The organism is Bartonella phoceensis, from assembly GCF_902825145.1.
Taxonomy (GTDB): domain Bacteria; phylum Pseudomonadota; class Alphaproteobacteria; order Rhizobiales; family Rhizobiaceae; genus Bartonella; species Bartonella phoceensis.
In genome coordinates this window covers 214346-234279 of record NZ_CADEAD010000001.1, presented here as the reverse complement: position 1 = coordinate 234279, position 19934 = coordinate 214346, and the positions used below count along the sequence as shown (strand labels likewise).

Genomic DNA, 19934 nt, shown 5'->3' with positions numbered 1-19934 from the left:
CATTTACGCATCTCATCATGCGTAAGAGAGATTGCGTATTACCTACATCTCTATCATGTTTTCACTTTGCTTATTTCATTTTCATCCGGAGACCAATAAACCTGAATAAGATGATGGGCATTGCGTAAAACTGCGCGAACAGGCATTTCCATTTCAGGTCCTTCCTGACAAACCACTTCAAAACAATCGCGTTTTTGAAAACCTTCAAAATGGAGTATAATGCAGCGAGATTGTATGATGACTGGTAAAGTCAGTGTGAGTCTTGGTTCACGAGCACTTTTTGCATGAAGTGGTAAAACAAGTGCCTGCGTTTGAAGATCAAGCGCTTGCTTTAAACGATCTGCATCAGGAAAAAAGGAAGCAGTATGTCCATCAACCCCCATTCCTAACACAACAACATCAAAGGGTCTAGGCAAAGTGTTGATACGGCTGGCTGCCGAAAAAGCAGCAAGCTCAGCAGTAAGTGCCTTATAATAAAGTCCTACAAAATGCGCTTTCGCTGCAAAATTTTGTAACAAATGATGCCGTACCATATCCTCATTTGAACGTTCATGATGAGCAGGTACAAAACGTTCATCAACCAAAGTAATGATAATATTTTGCCAATCGATATCAGCTTTTGACAAATAATGAAAAAACAATTCTGGTGTTTTACCACCAGAAACTGCTAGAGTTGCACGCTTACGCTCAAGAATAGCTATACTAAGCTCTGCTGCAACGCGATCAGCCAATGCCAAAGCGAGGATAGTAGGTGTTTCAAAATTCAAACGGTCAATATTCATTCCATGCATACTTATTGCTCTAAATTAAATTATTCCACATACGCCCATCGCGTTCTATCAAAAGTGCTGAGGCAGATGGCCCCCATGAACCAGCACTATATCCATAAATGGGCTGCTTTATTGCTTGCCATCCCTCAAGAATAGGATCAATCCAACGCCAAGCTGCCTCAACCTCGTCACGACGCATAAAGAGCGTTTGATCCCCGCGAATAACATCCATCAACAAGCGCTCATAAGCATCAGGATTACGTTGAGAAAATGCAGAGGCAAAACTCATGTCCAATGGAATATGACGAAATCGTATACCGCCAGGACCTGGATCCTTAATCATCAACCATTGTTTTACGCCTTCATCAGGTTGAACACGAACAACAAGCCGATTAGAAAAAATTTCACCCGAATTCGTCTCAAAAATATTGTGAGGGATAGGTTTAAAAACCACAACAATTTCAGACATCCGCGTGGACATGCGCTTACCAGTTCGTAAATAAAAAGGCGTATCCGCCCAACGCCAATTATTAATCTTCACTTTCAACGCCACAAATGTTTCGCTCTTACTGACTTTTTTTCCCAGATCATCAAGATAAGACCCTACAGAAACTCCATTTAATGTACCGGAAAGATACTGTCCACGCACAGTCTCTTGCTCTACATTATGAATATCAAGAGGCGTTAAAGAATGCAAAACTTTCAGTTTTTCATCACGTACAGCATTTGCTTTACTGGTAAATGGTATTTCCATGGCAACCAAACAGAGCAATTGTAGCATATGGTTTTGTACCATATCGCGTAGTGCACCTGCACTCTCATAATATTCTGCACGTCCTTCCAATCCTAGAGATTCAGCAACCGTTATCTGAACATGATCAATATAGTTGGAATTCCATAATGGCTCATAAAGTGTATTAACAAACCGCAATGCCATTACATTCTGAACAGTTTCCTTGCCAAGATAATGATCAATGCGAAAGATTTGATCTTCATGAAATACTTTTGCAAATATATCATTGAGTTCAACTGCTGTTTTTACACCACAGCCAATAGGTTTTTCGATAATAATCCGTGTTTGCTGCGTCATTAAATCACTTTGCCCTAATCGCATCGCAATCTCACCAAAAAGTGGCGATCCGACTGCTAAATAAAAAGCCCGAATATCAGCTGGATTTTTTGACAGCAACACAGTGAGATCTCGCCATCCCCGATTTGATGTAACATCAGCAGAAACATAAGTTAAACGTGCAAGAAAACGGTTTAGCTCAATTTGGTTGAGATCTTTTGGATGAATATATTTTTCCAAAGAAGCGCGAACAAAATTTCGATACTCTGCATGACTCCAGGCAGAGCGCGCAACACCAATGATACGTGTCGGCTCGCTAAATTGCCCAACACACTGACAATGATAGAGAGCAGGTATAAGTTTGCGCGATGTTAAATCACCATTACCACCAAAAACAACACAATCAAAGGGAGAGACTGGAATAATTTTACTCGCCATGAATCTGTCTCTCTTCCCATTCAATTATAAAAGCTTAAACACTCTATAGAAGCTCTAATCATTAAAGCAGATAGATATTAAACAAGCCATAATTTTCTTCATTGCAAATGGTGTGAAAGTTAAAAATGGTCCATCAAGGCAAACCAGTGCATCGCTAAAAATATAAGCGGATAACGCAGAACTTTCCCACCTGGAAAAGGCGAAATCTTTAAATCTTGAAAATACGCAAAACGATCACGATTCCCAGTTAGCCACTCAGCATATAATTTTCCTAGAAAAGGAGCAAGCATAACACCATGCCCCGAATAACCACCACAATAAGTTAAGCCTGTGAAAAGTTGGCGAACATAAGGCATACGTTCAACTGTGATAGCAACCGTCGCGCCCCAATAATGAGTCAGATTTATAGAGTGTAGATAAGGATAAATTTCAGCAATCTGCCGTCGCATACGGTCATCTAAATTTGCGGGATATTGATGACTATAACTTTCTACTCCGCCAAATAATAAACGATTATCAATGCTTTTGCGAAAATAACGAACCATAAAACGAGAATCATCTACCGATTCGCCACCCGGAAGAATCAGAGTATCTTTTGATAACGGTTCCGTTGCTCCAATATAAGAGTGGGTAGAAAAAATATTTTTTTCAACAAAATGTTGAAGTCCTAATTTATACGCATTTGTCGCTAATAAAATATGCTCAGCCTTTATATTGCCCCGTTCTGTTGTCACCTTCCAGTGACCACCGTTACGCTCCACTGCAGTGACTTGTGTCTCTTCATAAAGTTTAGCACCAGCATTTTTTGCTTTTTTTGCCAATCCAATAACCAGCTTTAAGGGATTGATATGGCCAGTCTCTGCATCATAAATACCACCATGATAAAAAGAGGAACCAAGCCGCTGAGCTGTTTCATCCCTGTTTACAAAAGTGAGACCATAATAACCATAACGTTGCATTATCTCTACATGCCGTTGATAAGATATTAACTCACGTTTTTTATGGGTAACAGAAAGATGTCCTCTCATAAAGTCACACTGACAATTGGGTAGCGCACACCAAGATAAAATATCTCTTTTGGCTTCTTCAGCTAAATCAAAGAGTGCTTTGCTGCGTTCAAAACCATATTTTTTCTCTAATGTTTCTACCCATTGTCGATGCCCCGTTCCCAATTGCCCACCATTGCGCCCTGAGGCACCATCACCAAAACGTGAAGCTTCAAATAAAACAACATGTACTCCAACTTTAGCTAAATGATAGGCAGCTGAAAGCCCGGTAAATCCTCCTCCAATGATAATTACATCACAGTGTATATTTTCACTAAAAAATGGATAAGAAGGACGTTCTTCTAAAGTATCTTCGTACCAAGAAATTCCTGGAGAAATCGGATTAGAACCAATCATCTTGATAAACCTCAAACATTAAGCAAGAGATATTCGCGCTCCCACGGGCTAATCACTTCCATAAAAGTTTCAAACTCTTGTCGTTTGATTGCAGCATAAGTACTTACAAACACATCCCCTAAAATAGCGCGTATCGCTGTATCTTGTTCAAATAAGTTGACCGCTTCAATAAGCCCACGTGGTAATTCAATATCGTCAGCATTCACATTATTTGCTGTTGGCTCATCCGGTTCAAGCTTGTGCTGCAATCCAATCAGACCACAAGCTAAAGACGCTGCAAGAGCTAAATAAGGATTAGCATCTGAGGAAGGAAGCCTATTCTCAACACGCCGTGCTTGTGGAGTAGAGCGAGGTACACGAAAAGCTGTGGTGCGATTATCATATCCCCATCGCAAATTAACAGGTGCTGAAATATCAGGCATGAGACGTCGATAAGAATTCACATAAGGAGCAAGCATTACAAGCCCCCCTGCCATATGTCTTTGTAACCCTCCAATAAAATGGCGAAAACAAATATTTTCTCCCCCATCCTGCTTGGTAAATATATTCATACCTGTCTTTTGATCAACAACCGATTGATGAATATGCATGGCAGAACCCGGCTGCCCCTGAATAGGTTTAGCCATAAAAGTTGCATACATATTATGCTTAAGTGCTGCTTCACGGATCGTTCGTTTGAACATAAAAACTTGATCAGCTAATTCAATTGGGTCACCATGATGTAAATTAATTTCAAACTGACCTGCCCCTTCTTCATGAATGAGCGTATCAATCTCCAACCCTTGCGCTTCCGAAAAATGATAAATATCATCAATGAATTCATCAAATTCATTCACACCAGCGATCGAATATCCCTGCCCCCCACCAATGGAACGTCCAGAACGACCAACTGGAGGAACTAAAGGATAATCAGGATCAGGATTTTTTTGCACTAAATAAAACTCAATTTCCGGTGAAACAACCGGCTTTAGGCCCATTTGCGTATAAAAATCAATCACTTTTCGTAAAACATTTCGTGGTGTATAATCCACAATCTGTCCATTTTGATAGACAAGATCACAAATAACTTGTGCAGTAGGAGCCTCCTCCCATGGCACAATACTTAACGTAGAAAGATCAGGTTCAAGGCGTAGATCACCATCAGTTTTGGGATATTCAAAACCATGGCCATCTTCAGGGTAATCTCCTGAAATTGTTGCTACAAAAACCGCTGAAGGCAGTGCCAACGATGTTTCCGATGTAAATTTTTTAGAAAGCACCATCTTACCACGCGGTACACCTGCTTGATCAGGCGTAATACATTCAATATCTTCTACATTACGGAATGCAAGCCACTGCGAAACTTGCTCCCAATTGTTCGCACCACGTAAATTTTTAAGAAAACTAGAAACAGGCTTAGAATCCTTTTTTTTCATTTGTTTACCATTTTTCACAACCATAACACACCAACTTAAAAAGACAATCAAGCCCCGCTCTTATGGTATCATCCCATGTATAAACGTTACAAAAAAATCTGATTAACTTAATTGTCCAAGAATACATAACTCCCATCAAGGTAAGAAAAACCTCGCGACTATTATAAGCTGCTTATCATATCAAATATAGTGGAAAAATGGTACGGTTGGTGGGATTTGAACCTACGACCTCTGGTGCCACAAACCAGCGCTCTAACCAACTGAGCTACAACCGCATAAAAAGTAAACACACTATAACTGTTTACTCTTTCACAAACAATCACTCTCTGTTCGTGTGACATAAGGAAGATCAAAAGAGTTTGCAAGCCCCTTTAAAAAAATCCCGCAATTTTTATCAAAAAAATAGTTTTATCACAAAAGAAGCGTGCGTTCTGCCCAATATTCAACACGAGAATCACGATAAGTTTTGATAGTATTAATACCATCTTGCTGCATAAGCTGCAAAATTTCTTCGAGAATAGTTACTGCAAGGTCTGGACCCTCATAAACCATTCCACTATATAATTGAATTAAGTCTGCACCAGCTTTAATCTTTTCCAAAGCAGTTTGTGCATCTCTTACACCACCGACACCGATAATTGCAATCTCTTTACCTAATTTTTGACGCATTTTTGCCAACACAGTAGTAGAGAGTTCAAAGAGTGGGCTCCCAGAAAGCCCCCCCTCCTCAGTACTCAAGAAGCTATTTTTAAGACCTGGGCGTGAAAGAGTGGTATTGGAAACAATCAGTCCGTCAAAATCAGAAAGTTTTATTTCTTCAGCAATATCATCCAACGCGCTTTCCGATAAATCTGGAGCAATTTTTAAAAAAATGGGAACAGAAAATCCATGCTTTTTCTTTTGTACATTGCGCACCTGCGAAATCGCATTTATTAAAAGATGCAAACTGTCACGGGCCTGTAAATTACGTAAACCCGGTGTATTGGGCGAAGAAATATTAACCGTAAAATAATCAGCAACGTCATAAAAATACGCAATACCAGCAGTATAATCTTCAATCTTATCAACTGTATCCTTATTGGCACCAATATTGATTCCTACAATACCAGGTTGTTTATGGGTGCGAAGTCTATCGTAAACAATTTGATGCCCATCATTATTAAAGCCCATTCTATTAATAATCGCTTCATCTTCTCTTAAGCGAAAAAGCCGTGGTTTAGGATTCCCTGCTTGGGGCTTTGGTGTAACTGTACCGATTTCAGTAAAACCAAATCCTAAACGAAAAACAGCATCAACAATCTCTGCATTTTTGTCAAAACCCGCAGCAAAACCGATAAAATTTTCAAACTCAAGACCCGCAACAGTTACACACAAACGCTTATCGACAACCTTTTGACAACTGTTTAATCCACTTTTCAGCCCGATAATTGCTAAACGATGTGCATGCTCTGGATCTAACATAAATAAAGCAGAACGGCCAATACAACGAAAGAAACTCATTAATCCTTCTCCAACATAAAACTGATCCGCTGCACTTCACGTAAATCTTTTAACACAAAAAGTCACTCATAAAGATCGCACATCAAATAAGCATGCCTCCCCTACTACAAGAAAGTTTATAATATAACTACAAGAAAGTTTATAATATCTTCACCATTCACGTTTATGTCTACGCACGCTAAACAGAATAATTGTCTTTTGATCTTGAAAAAACTTTCTCGCCCTTTCGTAAGTTTTCAAACATTAAAAATTGAACCCATCTTTAAATAAAGAAAAACAAAAATCCCATAAAATTGTTTTTTTAACATGTTGTCATAAAAAATTTTATAATGCTTTATAAATTAAGTATAGTTTGCTCATTTTAATTAAAAAAAGATGTAACATTTTTGCTAAAATATTTGCGTTGCTTTGATCTCCGTGAGATACTCTTATTTTTAAGCCAAAGATAACTATGCTTTAGGCCTTCTAAAATACCATAATACTCTTGGAAAGGAATTTTATTCTTTGTAATATAACACTTACCAAGAAAATAAAAACCGCCCTTTCCTTTTTCATCAAAAGCGGTAATTAAAACTGTCGTATATTTTTTTATATAGAGGGGAAAACACAATGCTTAAAGAATTCAAAGAATTTGCCCTAAAAGGAAATATGATTGACCTTGCTATCGGTGTGATTATCGGAAGCGCTTTTGGTAGCTTAGTCAATTCAATTGTTAATGATATTTTTATGCCAATCATTGGGCTTATTACAGGTGGAATAGACTTTTCTAACATGTTTATTCAGCTTGCTGGTGAAAAACAAACCACATTGAGTGCTGCTAAAGCAGCTGGAGCAACCATTAGTTATGGAAATTTTATAACATTACTTATCAATTTTCTCATTATTGCTTGGGTTCTTTTCTTGTGTGTTAAAGCTATGAATAAACTTCGCCGAAAACAAGAAGAAGAGAAAAGCTCTAAAAAGATGTCTTTAGAAGAGCAACTTTTGTCAGAAATTAGAGATCTTTTGGCTGAGAAAAAATAAACTTACGTGTTATTTCCTTCATAGAACATGAGGAAAAAACATTTCCACAGTTGTTCCGCGATTGGGTTTTGAAAATAATAAAAATTGGCCACCACTTTCTTCTACCATTGCCTTACATATGGGGAGTCCTAAACCAGTTCCAATAAAAACACTATCACCAGATCTGCCATCTTTACGCTCTACCTGACCATAAGGTTGGAGTGCCCGTGCAATTTCTTCATCACTCATCCCTATACCGTTATCACTTACTGAAATCTTTATACGCTCTTTTTTTCCATAAGAAACATGAACAATAATTTGCCCTCCCGATGGCGTAAAACGAATAGCATTGGATAGAATATTCCATATAATTTGCCGAAATATCTGTTGCGGCACACCAATACATGGCACATGAGTCGGAGCAACAATACGCATAATGATGCCATTATGATTAGCCTGTGTTTCAAGGAAAGCTATACTTGCGCGCAAACACGCTATCACATCAAATGCTTCAGCTATAAGAGGAGTCTTAATTTGACTATTTGAACTAGAATAATTTGCTTTCGAGCATTCTAGTAATTGATTAACCAATAATAATATATGTTTTCCAGATGAGATAATATCGCGTAAGTATCCACGATAACGCTCATTATCTATCACACCAAAACGACCATCTCTCATAATTTCTGCAAAACCAATAAGAGCACTTAAAGGTGTTCGTATTTCATGAACGACTTCTATTATTTTATTCTCTTCTGTTTTTTTTTCTCCTGGTAGAATTGCTCCTATCATATCACGCAATATAACAGCATAATTATCTTGGCGTGCCAAAGGTACAATCATCATAGAAACCCTTTTATTTTTATGATTTTTCGTCACTAAATCAACCGTCTCACCACGATTAAAAACCTGATTTTTTCCCTTCACACGGATCAACTCAAAATACTTTTCAACGGATAATCGGCTTTGCAAAGTAAAGAGTGATGATAATGGCTGTGCCAATAATTCACTTATTTCATAGCCGGTTAACGCTAAAGCAGCCCTACTAGCCGATTGAATTATCCCCTGTCCGTCCAACCAAAAAACACCATCAGTCGCTGTATCCAACAAGGATAGAACAACTGCTGGTTCTTTTATGAGAGTTTTTTCTATAGTATTTGCTAGCAATGTCTGTGCACTTGGAGACAGAAATGCATTTTCCTTCACCAAATGCTCGCATCCTATAGAGGAATGCAATTCTCTACGCAATCGCTCTGCAATCTCATAAAAAGCTGAACGCTCACTCTCTGAAAGACTTGATGCTTTAGTATACGGATTTCCATCTTTGTTCTCTTGTTCCTTTTCTTGTCTCTTCAAAATACCAAATCCACGGAATTCCTTAAGCCGCTGTTTAGCATCAAAGATCGGCACAGCAGATAATTCAACATCAAGACACTCTAAATGATTATCGACAGACCATTGAACTATCCGTTTGTTCCAAGGTAAAGCTGCTGTAATAAAGTCACTAAGTACTTGATAACGCTCATCATTAAATCTCTTGGTCAGTTCATGAAAATCTGATCCTACAATAGAGGAAGAAATAGGCCCAACAGTTTCTGCCAATTCTTTTGAAATCTCATAAAATCGTCCATTTTTATCCATTTTCCAAGTAAACCGTTTTGGCAAAAGTTGTGGCGTAAAATGAAAAGGTTCTTGATCACTCTTCAACACATCTGATTTTAATGGCGTATATAAAACCAAAAAACTTGCAGGTTGCACCTTCAATCGAACAATACTAACTTGTGTATAAATACCTGCTATGGATAAAGTGGTTTTGACTGGGATCTCATCATCAATTGTCTGAAGTAGAATTTTGACTGTTTCATCAACAAAAGAAAAATGAGAGGAAGCCTCTAGCACTGCCCCGTATTCATCAACTATCGCAGCAGACGTTGTTGTATCATCTAAACCAGCGATAAGAGAGACCTCTTTTTCTTCTTCCAGAGAAGATTCCAGCAAAAATGCTTTTCCTAAGCCCATAATATCAATAGAAATTACAGAAAATTCAGTGCAGCGCTTTAAACCATCTAATGCAACAGTACTTATACATTGCACGTCCTTTAATATCTTGCGATACACTACTTGGTCAAAAAAAGACCGTTCCTTCATCATATCTGCTACAGAAGAAAAACCAAAAAAACGTGCCGCAGCGCCATTTGACCAAAGAATATTGCGACAATCAGAGGAAAGAACAAAAGCCATATTTCCTCGCATGAAGGTTTGTTTAATTTCTTTACATTCCAGATAATCTAAAAATGTCAAAGACATCTCAAACCCTTCTTTGTATCACTCTAAGCTACCCATCAGCAGCCCTAATACAAAATAGCACTACTGTTTTCTCACTCCCCATTTTTTAATATTTCACCGTAAAAAAACAAGCACGGTATATTGACCGTCCTCATACAATAAAACAAGTATTAACCATTAAAATAACGACTATTAGGTATTTTAAAAGTCATACATTTTTAAAATTGTCTTACTTAATTATTGTACTCACTTAATAAAATTTCACGTTTTCCAACATGATTAGCAGCTCCAACAATGCCTTTTTCCTCCATACGCTCAACGAGGGAAGCGGCCTTATTGTATCCGATTGCAAGCCGACGTTGAATATAAGATGTTGAACATTTTCTATCACGCATAACAATCTTTACCGCTTGCATATAAAGCTCTTCGCCATCCTCACCAAAATTTTCTTCAGTAGAAACTCCTCCAACTGAATCAACAGATTCACCATCTTTGTTATCTTCTTCATTATCTGTTACCGTTGCTAAATAATCAGGCTTTCCTTGCATTTTAAGATGCGCAACAATGGCTTCAACTTCTTCGTCAGAAACAAAAGGACCATGAACGCGGACAATGCGCCCACCGCCCACCATATGCAGCATATCTCCTTGACCCAAAAGTGTTTCAGCGCCTTGTTCTCCCAAAATCGTACGACTGTCTATTTTTGATGTTACCTGAAAAGAAATACGGGTAGGAAAATTTGCTTTAATCGTGCCAGTAATGACATCAACAGAAGGGCGTTGCGTGGCCATAATAAGATGAATACCTGCCGCACGCGCCATTTGCGCTAAACGCTGAATAGCATTTTCAATTTCTTTACCCGCGACCATCATGAGATCAGCCATCTCATCAACAATCACAACAATATAAGGAAGCTGGGTTAAATCCATTGCTTCTTCATGGTAAAGTATTTCCCCACTTTTCTTATCAAAACCCGACTGTACAGTACACATGATCGTCTCACCTTTTTGTGCTGCAAGTGCAACGCGTGCATTAAAACCATCAATATTACGCACACCTAACTTAGCCATTTTGCGATAACGCTCTTCCATTTCACGAACTGCCCATTTTAAAGCTGTTACCGCTTTTTTGGGATCCGTTACAACAGGCGTTAAAAGATGTGGAATGCCATCATAAACAGAAAGTTCTAACATTTTAGGATCAACCATGATCAAACGGCACTGCTGTGGTGTCATTCGGTAAAGAATCGATAAAATCATTGTATTAATCGCAACCGATTTTCCTGACCCTGTTGTCCCGGCAACCAATAAATGAGGCATTTTTGCTAATTCTGCAATGATGGGCTCACCATTAATCCCCTTCCCCAAAGCAAGAGCTAATTTAAATTGGCTTTGGCGAAAAGATTTTGATCGGATTAATTCCCGCAAAAAAACGGTTTCACGAACTGCATTTGGTAACTCAATCCCAATAACATTCCGTCCAGGAATCACAGCAACGCGCGTGGAAATCGCAGACATAGAACGAGCAATATCATCGGAAAGATTAATGACTCGCGATGATTTTACGCCAGCTGCAGGTTCAAATTCGTACATTGTTACTACCGGTCCTGGATGAACATGGATAATTTCACCTTTAATGCCAAAATCTTCCAAAACACTTTCCAAAAGTCCAGCACTCCGCTCCAATGTTTCCTGCGGAATCATCGTGCCTTCGTGAAAAATAGGTTCTTGCAATAAACTGATCGGAGGAAATTTATAAACACTCTCATCAAAAGATTGCATATTTGACGTTAAAGCAGAATCATAATTGCCCAACGACGTATGAGCGGATCGCAATATTTGACCTTTTGATTTCATTCCAGAAAAATTTTCTGAACTCTTTGCTATGCCTTCTGTTATACAACCAGTATTGATGGTATTTTCGGTTTCTATAACAGCCTCTAGATCATTTAACCTCTCAGCAGAATTTTCAATAGTAAACTCAGAATGACACGGCCGAACCTCTTTAACAGAATCATTCTTCTCAGGTATTAAATCAGAAATTTGCTCCATGCCCCGAATTTTATCCACTGGAGATTCTGATGTAATGGAATCATAAAATTGCGGAAAACGATATTCAAGAACACGGTAAAGACCAGTAATGGACTCATCAAAAGCAGAAGTTTTGGACGCCACCTCATTACTCATGGAATCAACTGATGTTACACCCTCTTCTGAAGTTTTGGCATCAAGCTGTTCTAACATAAAGAATCCACATTCAAAAAATGCGTCGTCAGAAAGATGAAAAACAGGCTTTGTTTTTTGCTCCACATTTTCTACTTGTAATTTGTGCTCCTTTTTTTCCTCCTTAAGCGGCTTACTAACAGCCTGCTGTGACAATTGTTTCAAAACCGTTGTATGACAAATAGATGCTTTATTTTCTATTGATTGCGGATTAATGACTTTTTTTGTTAAGGGGGAATTTGTTGTGTCCTTGTTACAGCGTGAAATATGTGTAAGATTTTTTTGCTCTTTTTTTGTAAAAACTTTAAACTGTTTTGCAAAAATTGGATCGGTTTCTATGCGACGACGCAAAATCTCAACTTCTGGTGTTCGTGTAAAACGCACGTTTTGTCCTAGAGTAAATGCCTTTTTCCATACTTCTGGATAAGAAAATGTCTCAGCAATCTTAGTAAATGAATTTTCTTCTGATGCACTTTGTGTGCTCTCATCAGAAAAAGAAGACGTAAAAATGGATTTTGTTTTCGAATTATGCATGATATCCAACAAACTTATAATGAGAACAATTGCTTCTTCAAAAGAATGCATAGAGACTATAATATGAAGGTTAATAACCTTTTGCTGACTATCACTTTTTAATAAAAAAATAATGTCGTCATTCCTCTCAATGAGACCCTCTTCACAAATACGGGATAAATTGTAAAATTCATGATGTCATATAGCTGTACTTCATCTGTTGTGAAAAGAACTCTCTGATAAAAAATTACAGAAAAGTCTCTAATTATGCTCTTTTCGTCCACTTTCATAAAAGTGATGAGTACAGACAATACAAGCAGTAAGTATAAGAAGTACTCTTCCAACTCTCCAAACTTGTTGTGATAAAACTAAACTCGTTTCTTTACCTTTGATAAAATTAGCCTTGTTATTCTTGTTTAAAAGGACTTAAATGGGACACAGTTTAATCGTATAAAAATAGGGAGTGAATCGTGTTTAACAAGCGAAAGTTTTATATTAATGGTCTATGGGACGACCCAAGCACTCCTCACGATCTAGATGTTATTAATCCATCAACAGAAGAGGTTTGCGCTGTTATTAGCCTTGGCAGCACAAAAGACGCAGATAAAGCAATTCATGCTGCTAAATTAGCCTTTCAAACCTGGAAAACAATTCTGCCTAGTGAGCGCCTTAGATTCGTTGAAAAAATTTTAGAAATCTATGAAAAACGTTCAAGTGATATGGCAAAAACCATTTCAATGGAAATGGGAGCTCCTATTGATATGGCACTCAATGCACAGACTGCAACCGGAAGTTTTCATATTCGCAACTTTATCAAAGCTTACAAAGAGTTTTCATTCCAAGAGGTTTTAGTACAAGGAGACGAACAAGCGATTCTTCAGTATGACCCTATCGGTGTCGTAGGATTAATTACTCCTTGGAATTGGCCTATGAACCAGATAACTCTTAAAGTGATTCCTGCTCTCTTAGCAGGTTGCACTATGGTGTTAAAACCCTCTGAAATTGCTCCTCTTTCTGCTATGCTTTTCGCTGAAATTTTAGATGAAGCTGCCCTCCCAGCTGGCGTTTTTAATCTGATCAATGGTGATGGTGCTGGCGTTGGCTCTTACCTCTCCGCTCATCCAGATCTGGAAATGATTAGCTTTACCGGATCAACCAGAGCAGGAAAAGATATTTCTAAAAATGCCAGCAATACTTTAAAACGGGTTTGTCTGGAACTTGGAGGCAAAGGTGCTAATATTATCTTTGCTGATGCCGATACAGACGCCATTCAACGTGGTGTACGACACTGCTTTTATAATAGTGGTCAAAGCTGTAATGCACCAACACGTATGCTTGTCGAACAAACCATTTATGCTGAAGCCATTGAAATAGCTAAAGATATTGCCAAAAAAACATCAGTGGGCCCAAACTACCAAACCGGCGATCATATTGGTCCAGTCGCTTCAAAACAACAATACGACAAAATTCAAGATCTTATTCAATCTGGAATTGATGAAGGTGCAACTCTTGTTGCAGGAGGGACTGGTTTACCAATCGGAATGGAGCGTGGTTACTATGTACGTCCAACAGTGTTTGCCGGTGTAAAACCTCATATGCGGATTTTTCAAGAAGAAATCTTTGGTCCAGTCCTCTCGATTCTTCCCTTTAATACAGAAGATGAAGCCGTAGCCTTAGCCAATGATACCAAATACGGTCTTACAAATTATATACAATCGCAAGATCGTAACAAATGTCGCCGCATTGCTGCGCAAGTATTGTCTGGTATGGTAGAAGTTAACGATCGTGGATTACCCGCTGGTAGTTACTTTGGAGGCGTGAAATTTTCTGGACGTGCCCGTGAGGGTGGTCTCTGGGGAATTAAAGAATTCCTTGATACCAAAGCAATTTCATACTGGTAAAAGAGTTTTATAAAAAACTTAATAAGAATTATATGATAACACAGCAAATAACGGATAAAGGTGCTCTTGGGCAAAGACTCGATCAGTGGCTTGTTAAACAGTATCATAATGCGTTGTCGCGTTCACGTCTGCAAGCCCTTATCCGTGAAGGTTATCTTAAAGTTGATGGTCAACTTATAAAAGAGCCAAAAACAAAATTAAAACCTAATCAAATTATCGAATTAACAATACCTGCTCTTCGTGATGCAAAACCCATCGGTGAAGCTATTGCATTGGATATTTTCTTTGAAGATGATCATATCATTGTCATTAATAAACCTGCTGGTCTCGTTGTTCATCCTGGCAATGGAAATTGGACGGGAACATTAGTAAATGCCCTTATTCATCACTGTGGTAATAATTTGTCTGGTATCGGTGGTGTTAAGCGCCCTGGTATCGTCCATCGTCTTGATAAAAATACCAGTGGAGTCATGGTCGTTGCCAAAAATGACCTTGCTCATAAAAGCCTCAGTGCCCAATTTTCTGATCATGGACGTACCAGCGCATTAGATCGACGTTATCATGCCCTGATTTGGGGGACACCTCACCGTAATGGTTGGACAATTGATGCGTCCCTTGGCCGTTCTCCCCATAACCGAACAAAGCAAACTGTCATCCAGAGCCAACATCCTCATGCTCGCCATGCTGTTACACATTTTTCTCTTTTAGAAAAATATGGAACTCATGCAGATACAACATCTGTTGCTAGCCTTCTAGAATGCCGTTTGGAAACTGGACGCACTCATCAAATCCGTGTTCACATGGCGCATATCGGGCATCCACTTATAGGTGATAGTGTTTATGGTAACGCTTTTAAAACAAAAACGAACACACTTCATCCCATCATCAAAAATGCAATCGAGCAACTCAACCGGCAAGCGCTCCATGCCGCCAGCCTAACATTTGAACATCCCGTTACAAATAAAATTATGTCTTTTTCTTCACCTCTTCCTCAAGACATGGCTAAACTTATCGAACATTTAAAAAAAATAAATTGAAACTTTTAACCTTTTCAGGATTTCACAATAAAATATCTCTTTTTGAACAAAATTGAAAATTATGTTAGGATAAGGTCGGAGAGATGTTATAATATCTAGAAATAGAATTTGCCTTATAAGGGAATTCACATAAAAGGAGGGTGCTATATGGCCCATATGAATTTACTATCAGTGACGACGAGTGACGGGGGGTTGAATCGTTACCTAGAGGAAGTGCGTCGTTTTCCAATGCTGGAGCCGAAGGAAGAATATATGTTGGCGCAGCGTTATCGTAAACATAATGATTTGAAAGCTGCACATAAATTGGTGACCAGTCACCTGCGTCTTGTAGCTAAAATCGCGATGGGATATCGAGGCTACGGACTACCCATCGGGGAAGTTATCTCTGAAGGAAATGTTGGGCTTATGCAAGCTGTTAAGCGTTTTGAACCAGAACGTGGTTTTCGTCTTGCAACCTATGCTATATGGTGGATTAAAGCATCGATTCAAGAATATGTGTTGCGGTCTTGGAGTTTGGTGAAAATAGGAACAACCGCCAATCAAAAACGCTTGTTTTTCAATCTTCGCAAGTTAAAAAGCAGACTTCAAGCGTTTGACGGTGGCGATCTTAACGCAGAGCAAGTGCAAGAAATTGCAACAAAGTTAAATGTGACTGAAGATGAGGTTGTCTCAATGAACCGTCGACTTGGGGGTGACACTTCACTCAATGCGCCTCTTCGCACAAAAGCAGGTGAAAACGGCGAATTGCAAGATTGGTTGGTGGATGATTCGGACAATCAAGAACAAGCTTTGATTGAACAAAGTGAATTGGAAAACCGTCGTTCTATGCTTGTAAATGCCATGGATAACCTGAATGAACGTGAGAAGCGTATATTCAAAGCACGTCGCTTAAGCGATAGACCACTGACATTAGAAGAACTTTCAAGCGAATTTGATATCAGTCGGGAACGTGTAAGACAAATTGAGATGCGTGCATTTGAAAAAGTACAAAACTTTATTAAAGTATCCGCTTTATCTCAAAGTTAAGTGTAGAACTTTAGAGCCTGAAAAATAAGTATAAAGTCAATTGTTTGCGTGCATTTCTAAAATAAGAGTAAATCGCGTGTGTTTTGGCTTCATACGCTTGAATTGATTTATAAAAAGGCTTTTTGATTCTTGAAACTTTGTATAGCCTTTTATCTCACCTGTATTGGCACTTTATTTTTTCTGACCAAGAACTGTTAACTTTTCTGGTTGTGCAAGCCATTGTCCAATAACTTTATTGAAAATAGACTCACCTGTTGGCCCTTTTGCAAAAGTTAATTCGTTGATACGTCCGTTTTTGTCTGTTAATATCAAACGCATCCAATCTAATTCCCGCATTAATTGTAAATTCCGGTTAAGAAATGGACGATTTCCACTCAATGCAACAAGAAAAAAATCATCGCTAATCTTTGCTGCAACAGTTCTTGCTAAAGATTGCCCAATGGAGTGTTCACTTGCTTTAAAAGTTAATGCTTTAACATTGCTTATAGCTTGACCTGAAAATTTATCAGAAAGAATAAAAATAAGATCCATAACATATGCAGCAGGAAAAGACACATCGGTATTACGACGTAAAATAAGCCGTAATGACACCCCTTCATCTGGAATTTTTATATCACCTTGTATAGCTAATTCTTCTGGAGCACCCTTCACATGAGATTCTTTTATAAGCGTCCAACGAGCGCTGCCTGTTGCCACTTTTTCTGCATAATAATTTGTACGCGCTTGATAAAAGATAGCTTCACCCAACTGTTCAATTAACTGCGAATTGCTGCCCACAATTTCTGAGGTTCCTTCTTCATTTGAAGAATCTGCTGTTTGGTCTAAACCGACATCAATTTCGCTTCCATCTTCTAATAAGCGTTTCGCTAACTTTCTGTTAACCGAAAGTGCCTTTGGTAATGGTTGAGAAATTTGCTGATTTTTCCCCAGAAACTGATGGTCATTCGATAAAAATACACGTCCACAAATAAAAAAAACGCCAACAGTTAAGATAACAAAACTGGCAAGAACAGCAGCACTTATAATAACATGCTTTTGCACCGACGATCGATTAGCACGACGCATAGCTTGAGAAAAAATATGCGAAACAATATATGGATTATCTCCTTGCGAAGAAGCAAATGAAGGAGAAGTTTTTAATATATTATTGTTAGCATGTTGAGAATTCAAATAAGCTTGCATATTGACAGGCTCAGCATCCGGCAGCTCTAGTATACGAGACTCTTTAAACACAGTATTGTTCTTTGAAAATGCATTACTTTGTAACAATATAGAACTTCGTGTATGCTTATCACTTTCAACTATACTTGTAGGTTTCCATCCAATAACTGAAGAAAGTAAATTCTTTTCAACAGCTAAATATTCCTCTTCAACAGTTACAATAGCACTTTGCAAAATCTTCCTTTGCTCGTCTGCCATTGCTTGTGGTACTGTCGCTACTACAAACTGATGTTCTAGTGTTTCGATAGCTCGTTTATAAATCCGCTTACGCACTTGTAATGTGACATTACTTTGCGCATTGATTGCTTTCTTTAAGATTCCAACGAAATCTACCATATCCTTCATAATCTTTCTCAAACTGAGAAAAGAAGTCCCAGCCGTAAGGCTCAAAATAATTTTATTTTAGCCTTCTAAATCGATTGTCATTTATATTGATACAATTATCATGATATTTTAAAATGAATATAAAAAAATAAACAATGCTCTTTTGTATCTTTCTCTCACCCACTCTTAACCTCTCTCTTCATAAAAACACGAAAAATAAACCGAGAACTTGTACGAAAATCTCAAAATAAATATTAATTTGCAAAAGGATCAGTAATAAGAATAGTATCTTCACGCTCAGGGCTTGTAGATAATAAAGCTACCTGCGTACCAATCTGTTCTTCAATATAGCGTATATATTTAATAGCCTGCACTGGTAAATCTTCCCAACTCAATGCATGTGCTGTTGCTTCCCTCCAACCTTCCAGTGTCTCATAAATGGGATTCACACGCGCTTGTGCGCCCATCGAAGAGGGTAAATAATCAATTCTTTTACCATCAAGCTCATAGCCAATACAGATCTTAATTTCATCCACACCATCTAAAACATCAAGTTTTGTCAATGCTATACCCTGAACACCACAAATCGTTACCATTTGACGTACCAAAACAGCATCAAACCAACCACATCTACGCTTTCGTCCAGTCACAACGCCAAATTCTTTGCCACGCATCCCAAGAAACTCACCAATATCATTTATCTGCTCTGTCGGGAATGGCCCTTCTCCAACACGTGTTGTATAAGCTTTTGCAATACCCAAAACATAATGGATTGATCCAGACCCCATACCTGAACCAGTACATGCCTGTCCAGCAACTGTATTGGATGACGTTACATAAGGATAAGTCCCAAAATCATTATCTAGTAAAGCACCTTGTGCACCTTCAAAAAGAACATGCTTTCCCATCCGGTTACTTTCATCTAAAAGGCGCCACGTACAATCCATAAAGGGTAAAATTTCATCGGCTACTTGCATTAATTCATCATAAAGCGCTTGAGAATCAATCTCTGCAACTCCCATACCACGACGTAAAGCATTATGATGTTGCAAAAGCCGCTTGATCTTAGTCATCAGTGTATCAGCTTCCGCTAAATCCATCACGCGGATAGCACGACGTCCCACCTTATCCTCATAAGCTGGACCAATACCACGCTTTGTCGTACCAATTTTTAAACCGGAAAAACCACTTTCACGCGTTGCATCAAGATCACGATGCAAAGAAAGAATCAATGGAGCATTTTCAGCAACACGTAAAGTTTCTGGTGTAATTTTCACACCCTGGTCACGTAGTTTTTTCAATTCTGCTACAAAATGATGGGGATCAACGACAACACCATTCCCGATAATCGACAACTTTCCACGCACTAAACCAGATGGTAAAAGCGATAATTTATAACTCATTCCATCAACAACTAATGTATGTCCTGCGTTATGACCACCCTGATATCTCACTACGATATCTGCCCGCTCAGATAACCAATCTACAATTTTACCTTTGCCTTCATCGCCCCATTGTGTACCAACAACTACTACATTGGCCATAACCTTCTCCGTCGTATTTGGTCAAATAAAACCAGCATTCAAAAACAAATATTTCCTTATAACGAAACCTTACAGCAAGTGCGACTCTTCATTTCAGCTTTTTCCCAATCCTAAAGTGATTAAAACTTCAAACATGATAACAAAGGCAAACAATCTCTAGGATATAAAATATACCCCTATTCTTAATCCATCATTTTTGCCGTAAAAAGTAAAAACATTTAGAGCTTTTGGTTGTTGCTTTAACCAACATCTGACAAACCTTT

13 protein-coding genes and 1 tRNA gene are annotated in these 19934 nt (G+C 38.4%); 4 read left to right on the top strand and 10 right to left on the bottom strand.

Annotation, left to right across the window (positions count from 1 at the left end; translation table 11 throughout):
- Positions 1-53: 53 nt before the first annotated feature.
- The 6 genes from pgl to J7R07_RS01105 form a co-directional block, all read right to left on the bottom strand.
- Positions 54-791 (bottom strand): 6-phosphogluconolactonase, encoded by a 738-nt coding sequence (gene pgl, locus J7R07_RS01130; RefSeq protein ID WP_208435098.1) that lies wholly within the window; start codon positions 789-791, stop codon positions 54-56.
- Positions 792-801: 10 nt separating this feature from the next.
- Positions 802-2277 carry a glucose-6-phosphate dehydrogenase gene (gene zwf / locus J7R07_RS01125; protein ID WP_208435097.1) on the bottom strand — a complete coding sequence of 492 codons (1476 nt, stop codon included), beginning with the start codon at positions 2275-2277 and terminating at the stop codon, positions 802-804.
- Between the two features lie 119 nt (positions 2278-2396).
- Positions 2397-3680: an NAD(P)/FAD-dependent oxidoreductase gene (locus J7R07_RS01120; protein ID WP_208435096.1), complete on the bottom strand. Its 1284-nt coding sequence runs from the start codon at positions 3678-3680 to the stop codon at positions 2397-2399.
- Positions 3681-3691: 11 nt separating this feature from the next.
- Complete coding sequence (locus J7R07_RS01115; protein WP_208435095.1) at positions 3692-5119, bottom strand: glutamine synthetase family protein; 1428 nt, start codon at positions 5117-5119, stop codon at positions 3692-3694.
- Between the two features lie 174 nt (positions 5120-5293).
- A tRNA-His gene (locus J7R07_RS01110) sits at positions 5294-5370 on the bottom strand.
- 136 nt (positions 5371-5506) lie between these two features.
- The gene (locus J7R07_RS01105; RefSeq protein WP_208435094.1) at positions 5507-6595 is read right to left on the bottom strand and encodes a quinone-dependent dihydroorotate dehydrogenase; all 1089 of its coding nucleotides are present in this window, start codon (positions 6593-6595) and stop codon (positions 5507-5509) included.
- 609 nt (positions 6596-7204) lie between these two features.
- Here J7R07_RS01105 and mscL point away from each other — a divergent pair.
- Positions 7205-7618, top strand: coding sequence for a large conductance mechanosensitive channel protein MscL (gene mscL / locus J7R07_RS01100; protein ID WP_208435093.1), 414 nt, complete (start codon positions 7205-7207; stop codon positions 7616-7618).
- An 18-nt stretch (positions 7619-7636) separates the two neighbouring features.
- Here mscL and J7R07_RS01095 read toward each other — a convergent pair whose 3' ends face one another.
- Both J7R07_RS01095 and J7R07_RS01090 read right to left on the bottom strand, forming a co-directional pair.
- Positions 7637-9904 (bottom strand): PAS domain-containing sensor histidine kinase, encoded by a 2268-nt coding sequence (locus tag J7R07_RS01095; protein ID WP_208435092.1) that lies wholly within the window; start codon positions 9902-9904, stop codon positions 7637-7639.
- Between the two features lie 212 nt (positions 9905-10116).
- Positions 10117-12639: a DNA translocase FtsK gene (locus tag J7R07_RS01090; RefSeq protein WP_208435295.1), complete on the bottom strand. Its 2523-nt coding sequence runs from the start codon at positions 12637-12639 to the stop codon at positions 10117-10119.
- A gap of 449 nt (positions 12640-13088) precedes the next feature.
- Between J7R07_RS01090 and J7R07_RS01085 the strand changes: the two genes are divergently transcribed.
- The 3 genes from J7R07_RS01085 (at position 13089) to rpoH (ending at position 16582) form a co-directional block, all read left to right on the top strand.
- Positions 13089-14519, top strand: a complete 1431-nt coding sequence (locus tag J7R07_RS01085) for an aldehyde dehydrogenase family protein (RefSeq protein WP_208435091.1) — start codon at positions 13089-13091, stop codon at positions 14517-14519.
- Positions 14520-14551: 32 nt separating this feature from the next.
- Positions 14552-15556, top strand: coding sequence for an RluA family pseudouridine synthase (locus J7R07_RS01080; RefSeq protein WP_208435090.1), 1005 nt, complete (start codon positions 14552-14554; stop codon positions 15554-15556).
- Between the two features lie 147 nt (positions 15557-15703).
- A complete protein-coding gene (gene rpoH, locus J7R07_RS01075) occupies positions 15704-16582 on the top strand; it encodes an RNA polymerase sigma factor RpoH (protein WP_208435089.1) in 879 nt (292 codons plus the stop codon).
- Between the two features lie 171 nt (positions 16583-16753).
- Here rpoH and J7R07_RS01070 read toward each other — a convergent pair whose 3' ends face one another.
- Positions 16754-18139 (bottom strand): hypothetical protein, encoded by a 1386-nt coding sequence (locus J7R07_RS01070; RefSeq protein WP_208435088.1) that lies wholly within the window; start codon positions 18137-18139, stop codon positions 16754-16756.
- Positions 18140-18381: 242 nt separating this feature from the next.
- Entirely contained in the window at positions 18382-19671 is a 1290-nt protein-coding gene (locus J7R07_RS01065; protein WP_208435087.1) for an adenylosuccinate synthase, read from the bottom strand.
- Positions 19672-19934: the final 263 nt, after the last annotated feature.

Coding starts and splice junctions, on each gene's coding strand:
- J7R07_RS01070 (WP_208435088.1), bottom strand. CDS start 18,139: ATGGTAGATTTCGTTGGAATCTTAAAGAAAGCAATCAATGCGCAAAGT.
- J7R07_RS01120 (WP_208435096.1), bottom strand. CDS start 3,680: ATGATTGGTTCTAATCCGATTTCTCCAGGAATTTCTTGGTACGAAGAT.
- J7R07_RS01105 (WP_208435094.1), bottom strand. CDS start 6,595: ATGAGTTTCTTTCGTTGTATTGGCCGTTCTGCTTTATTTATGTTAGAT.
- J7R07_RS01080 (WP_208435090.1), top strand. CDS start 14,552: ATGATAACACAGCAAATAACGGATAAAGGTGCTCTTGGGCAAAGACTC.
- zwf (WP_208435097.1), bottom strand. CDS start 2,277: ATGGCGAGTAAAATTATTCCAGTCTCTCCCTTTGATTGTGTTGTTTTT.
- rpoH (WP_208435089.1), top strand. CDS start 15,704: ATGGCCCATATGAATTTACTATCAGTGACGACGAGTGACGGGGGGTTG.
- J7R07_RS01095 (WP_208435092.1), bottom strand. CDS start 9,904: ATGTCTTTGACATTTTTAGATTATCTGGAATGTAAAGAAATTAAACAA.
- pgl (WP_208435098.1), bottom strand. CDS start 791: ATGCATGGAATGAATATTGACCGTTTGAATTTTGAAACACCTACTATC.
- J7R07_RS01065 (WP_208435087.1), bottom strand. CDS start 19,671: ATGGCCAATGTAGTAGTTGTTGGTACACAATGGGGCGATGAAGGCAAA.
- J7R07_RS01090 (WP_208435295.1), bottom strand. CDS start 12,639: ATGCATAATTCGAAAACAAAATCCATTTTTACGTCTTCTTTTTCTGAT.
- mscL (WP_208435093.1), top strand. CDS start 7,205: ATGCTTAAAGAATTCAAAGAATTTGCCCTAAAAGGAAATATGATTGAC.
- J7R07_RS01115 (WP_208435095.1), bottom strand. CDS start 5,119: ATGGTTGTGAAAAATGGTAAACAAATGAAAAAAAAGGATTCTAAGCCT.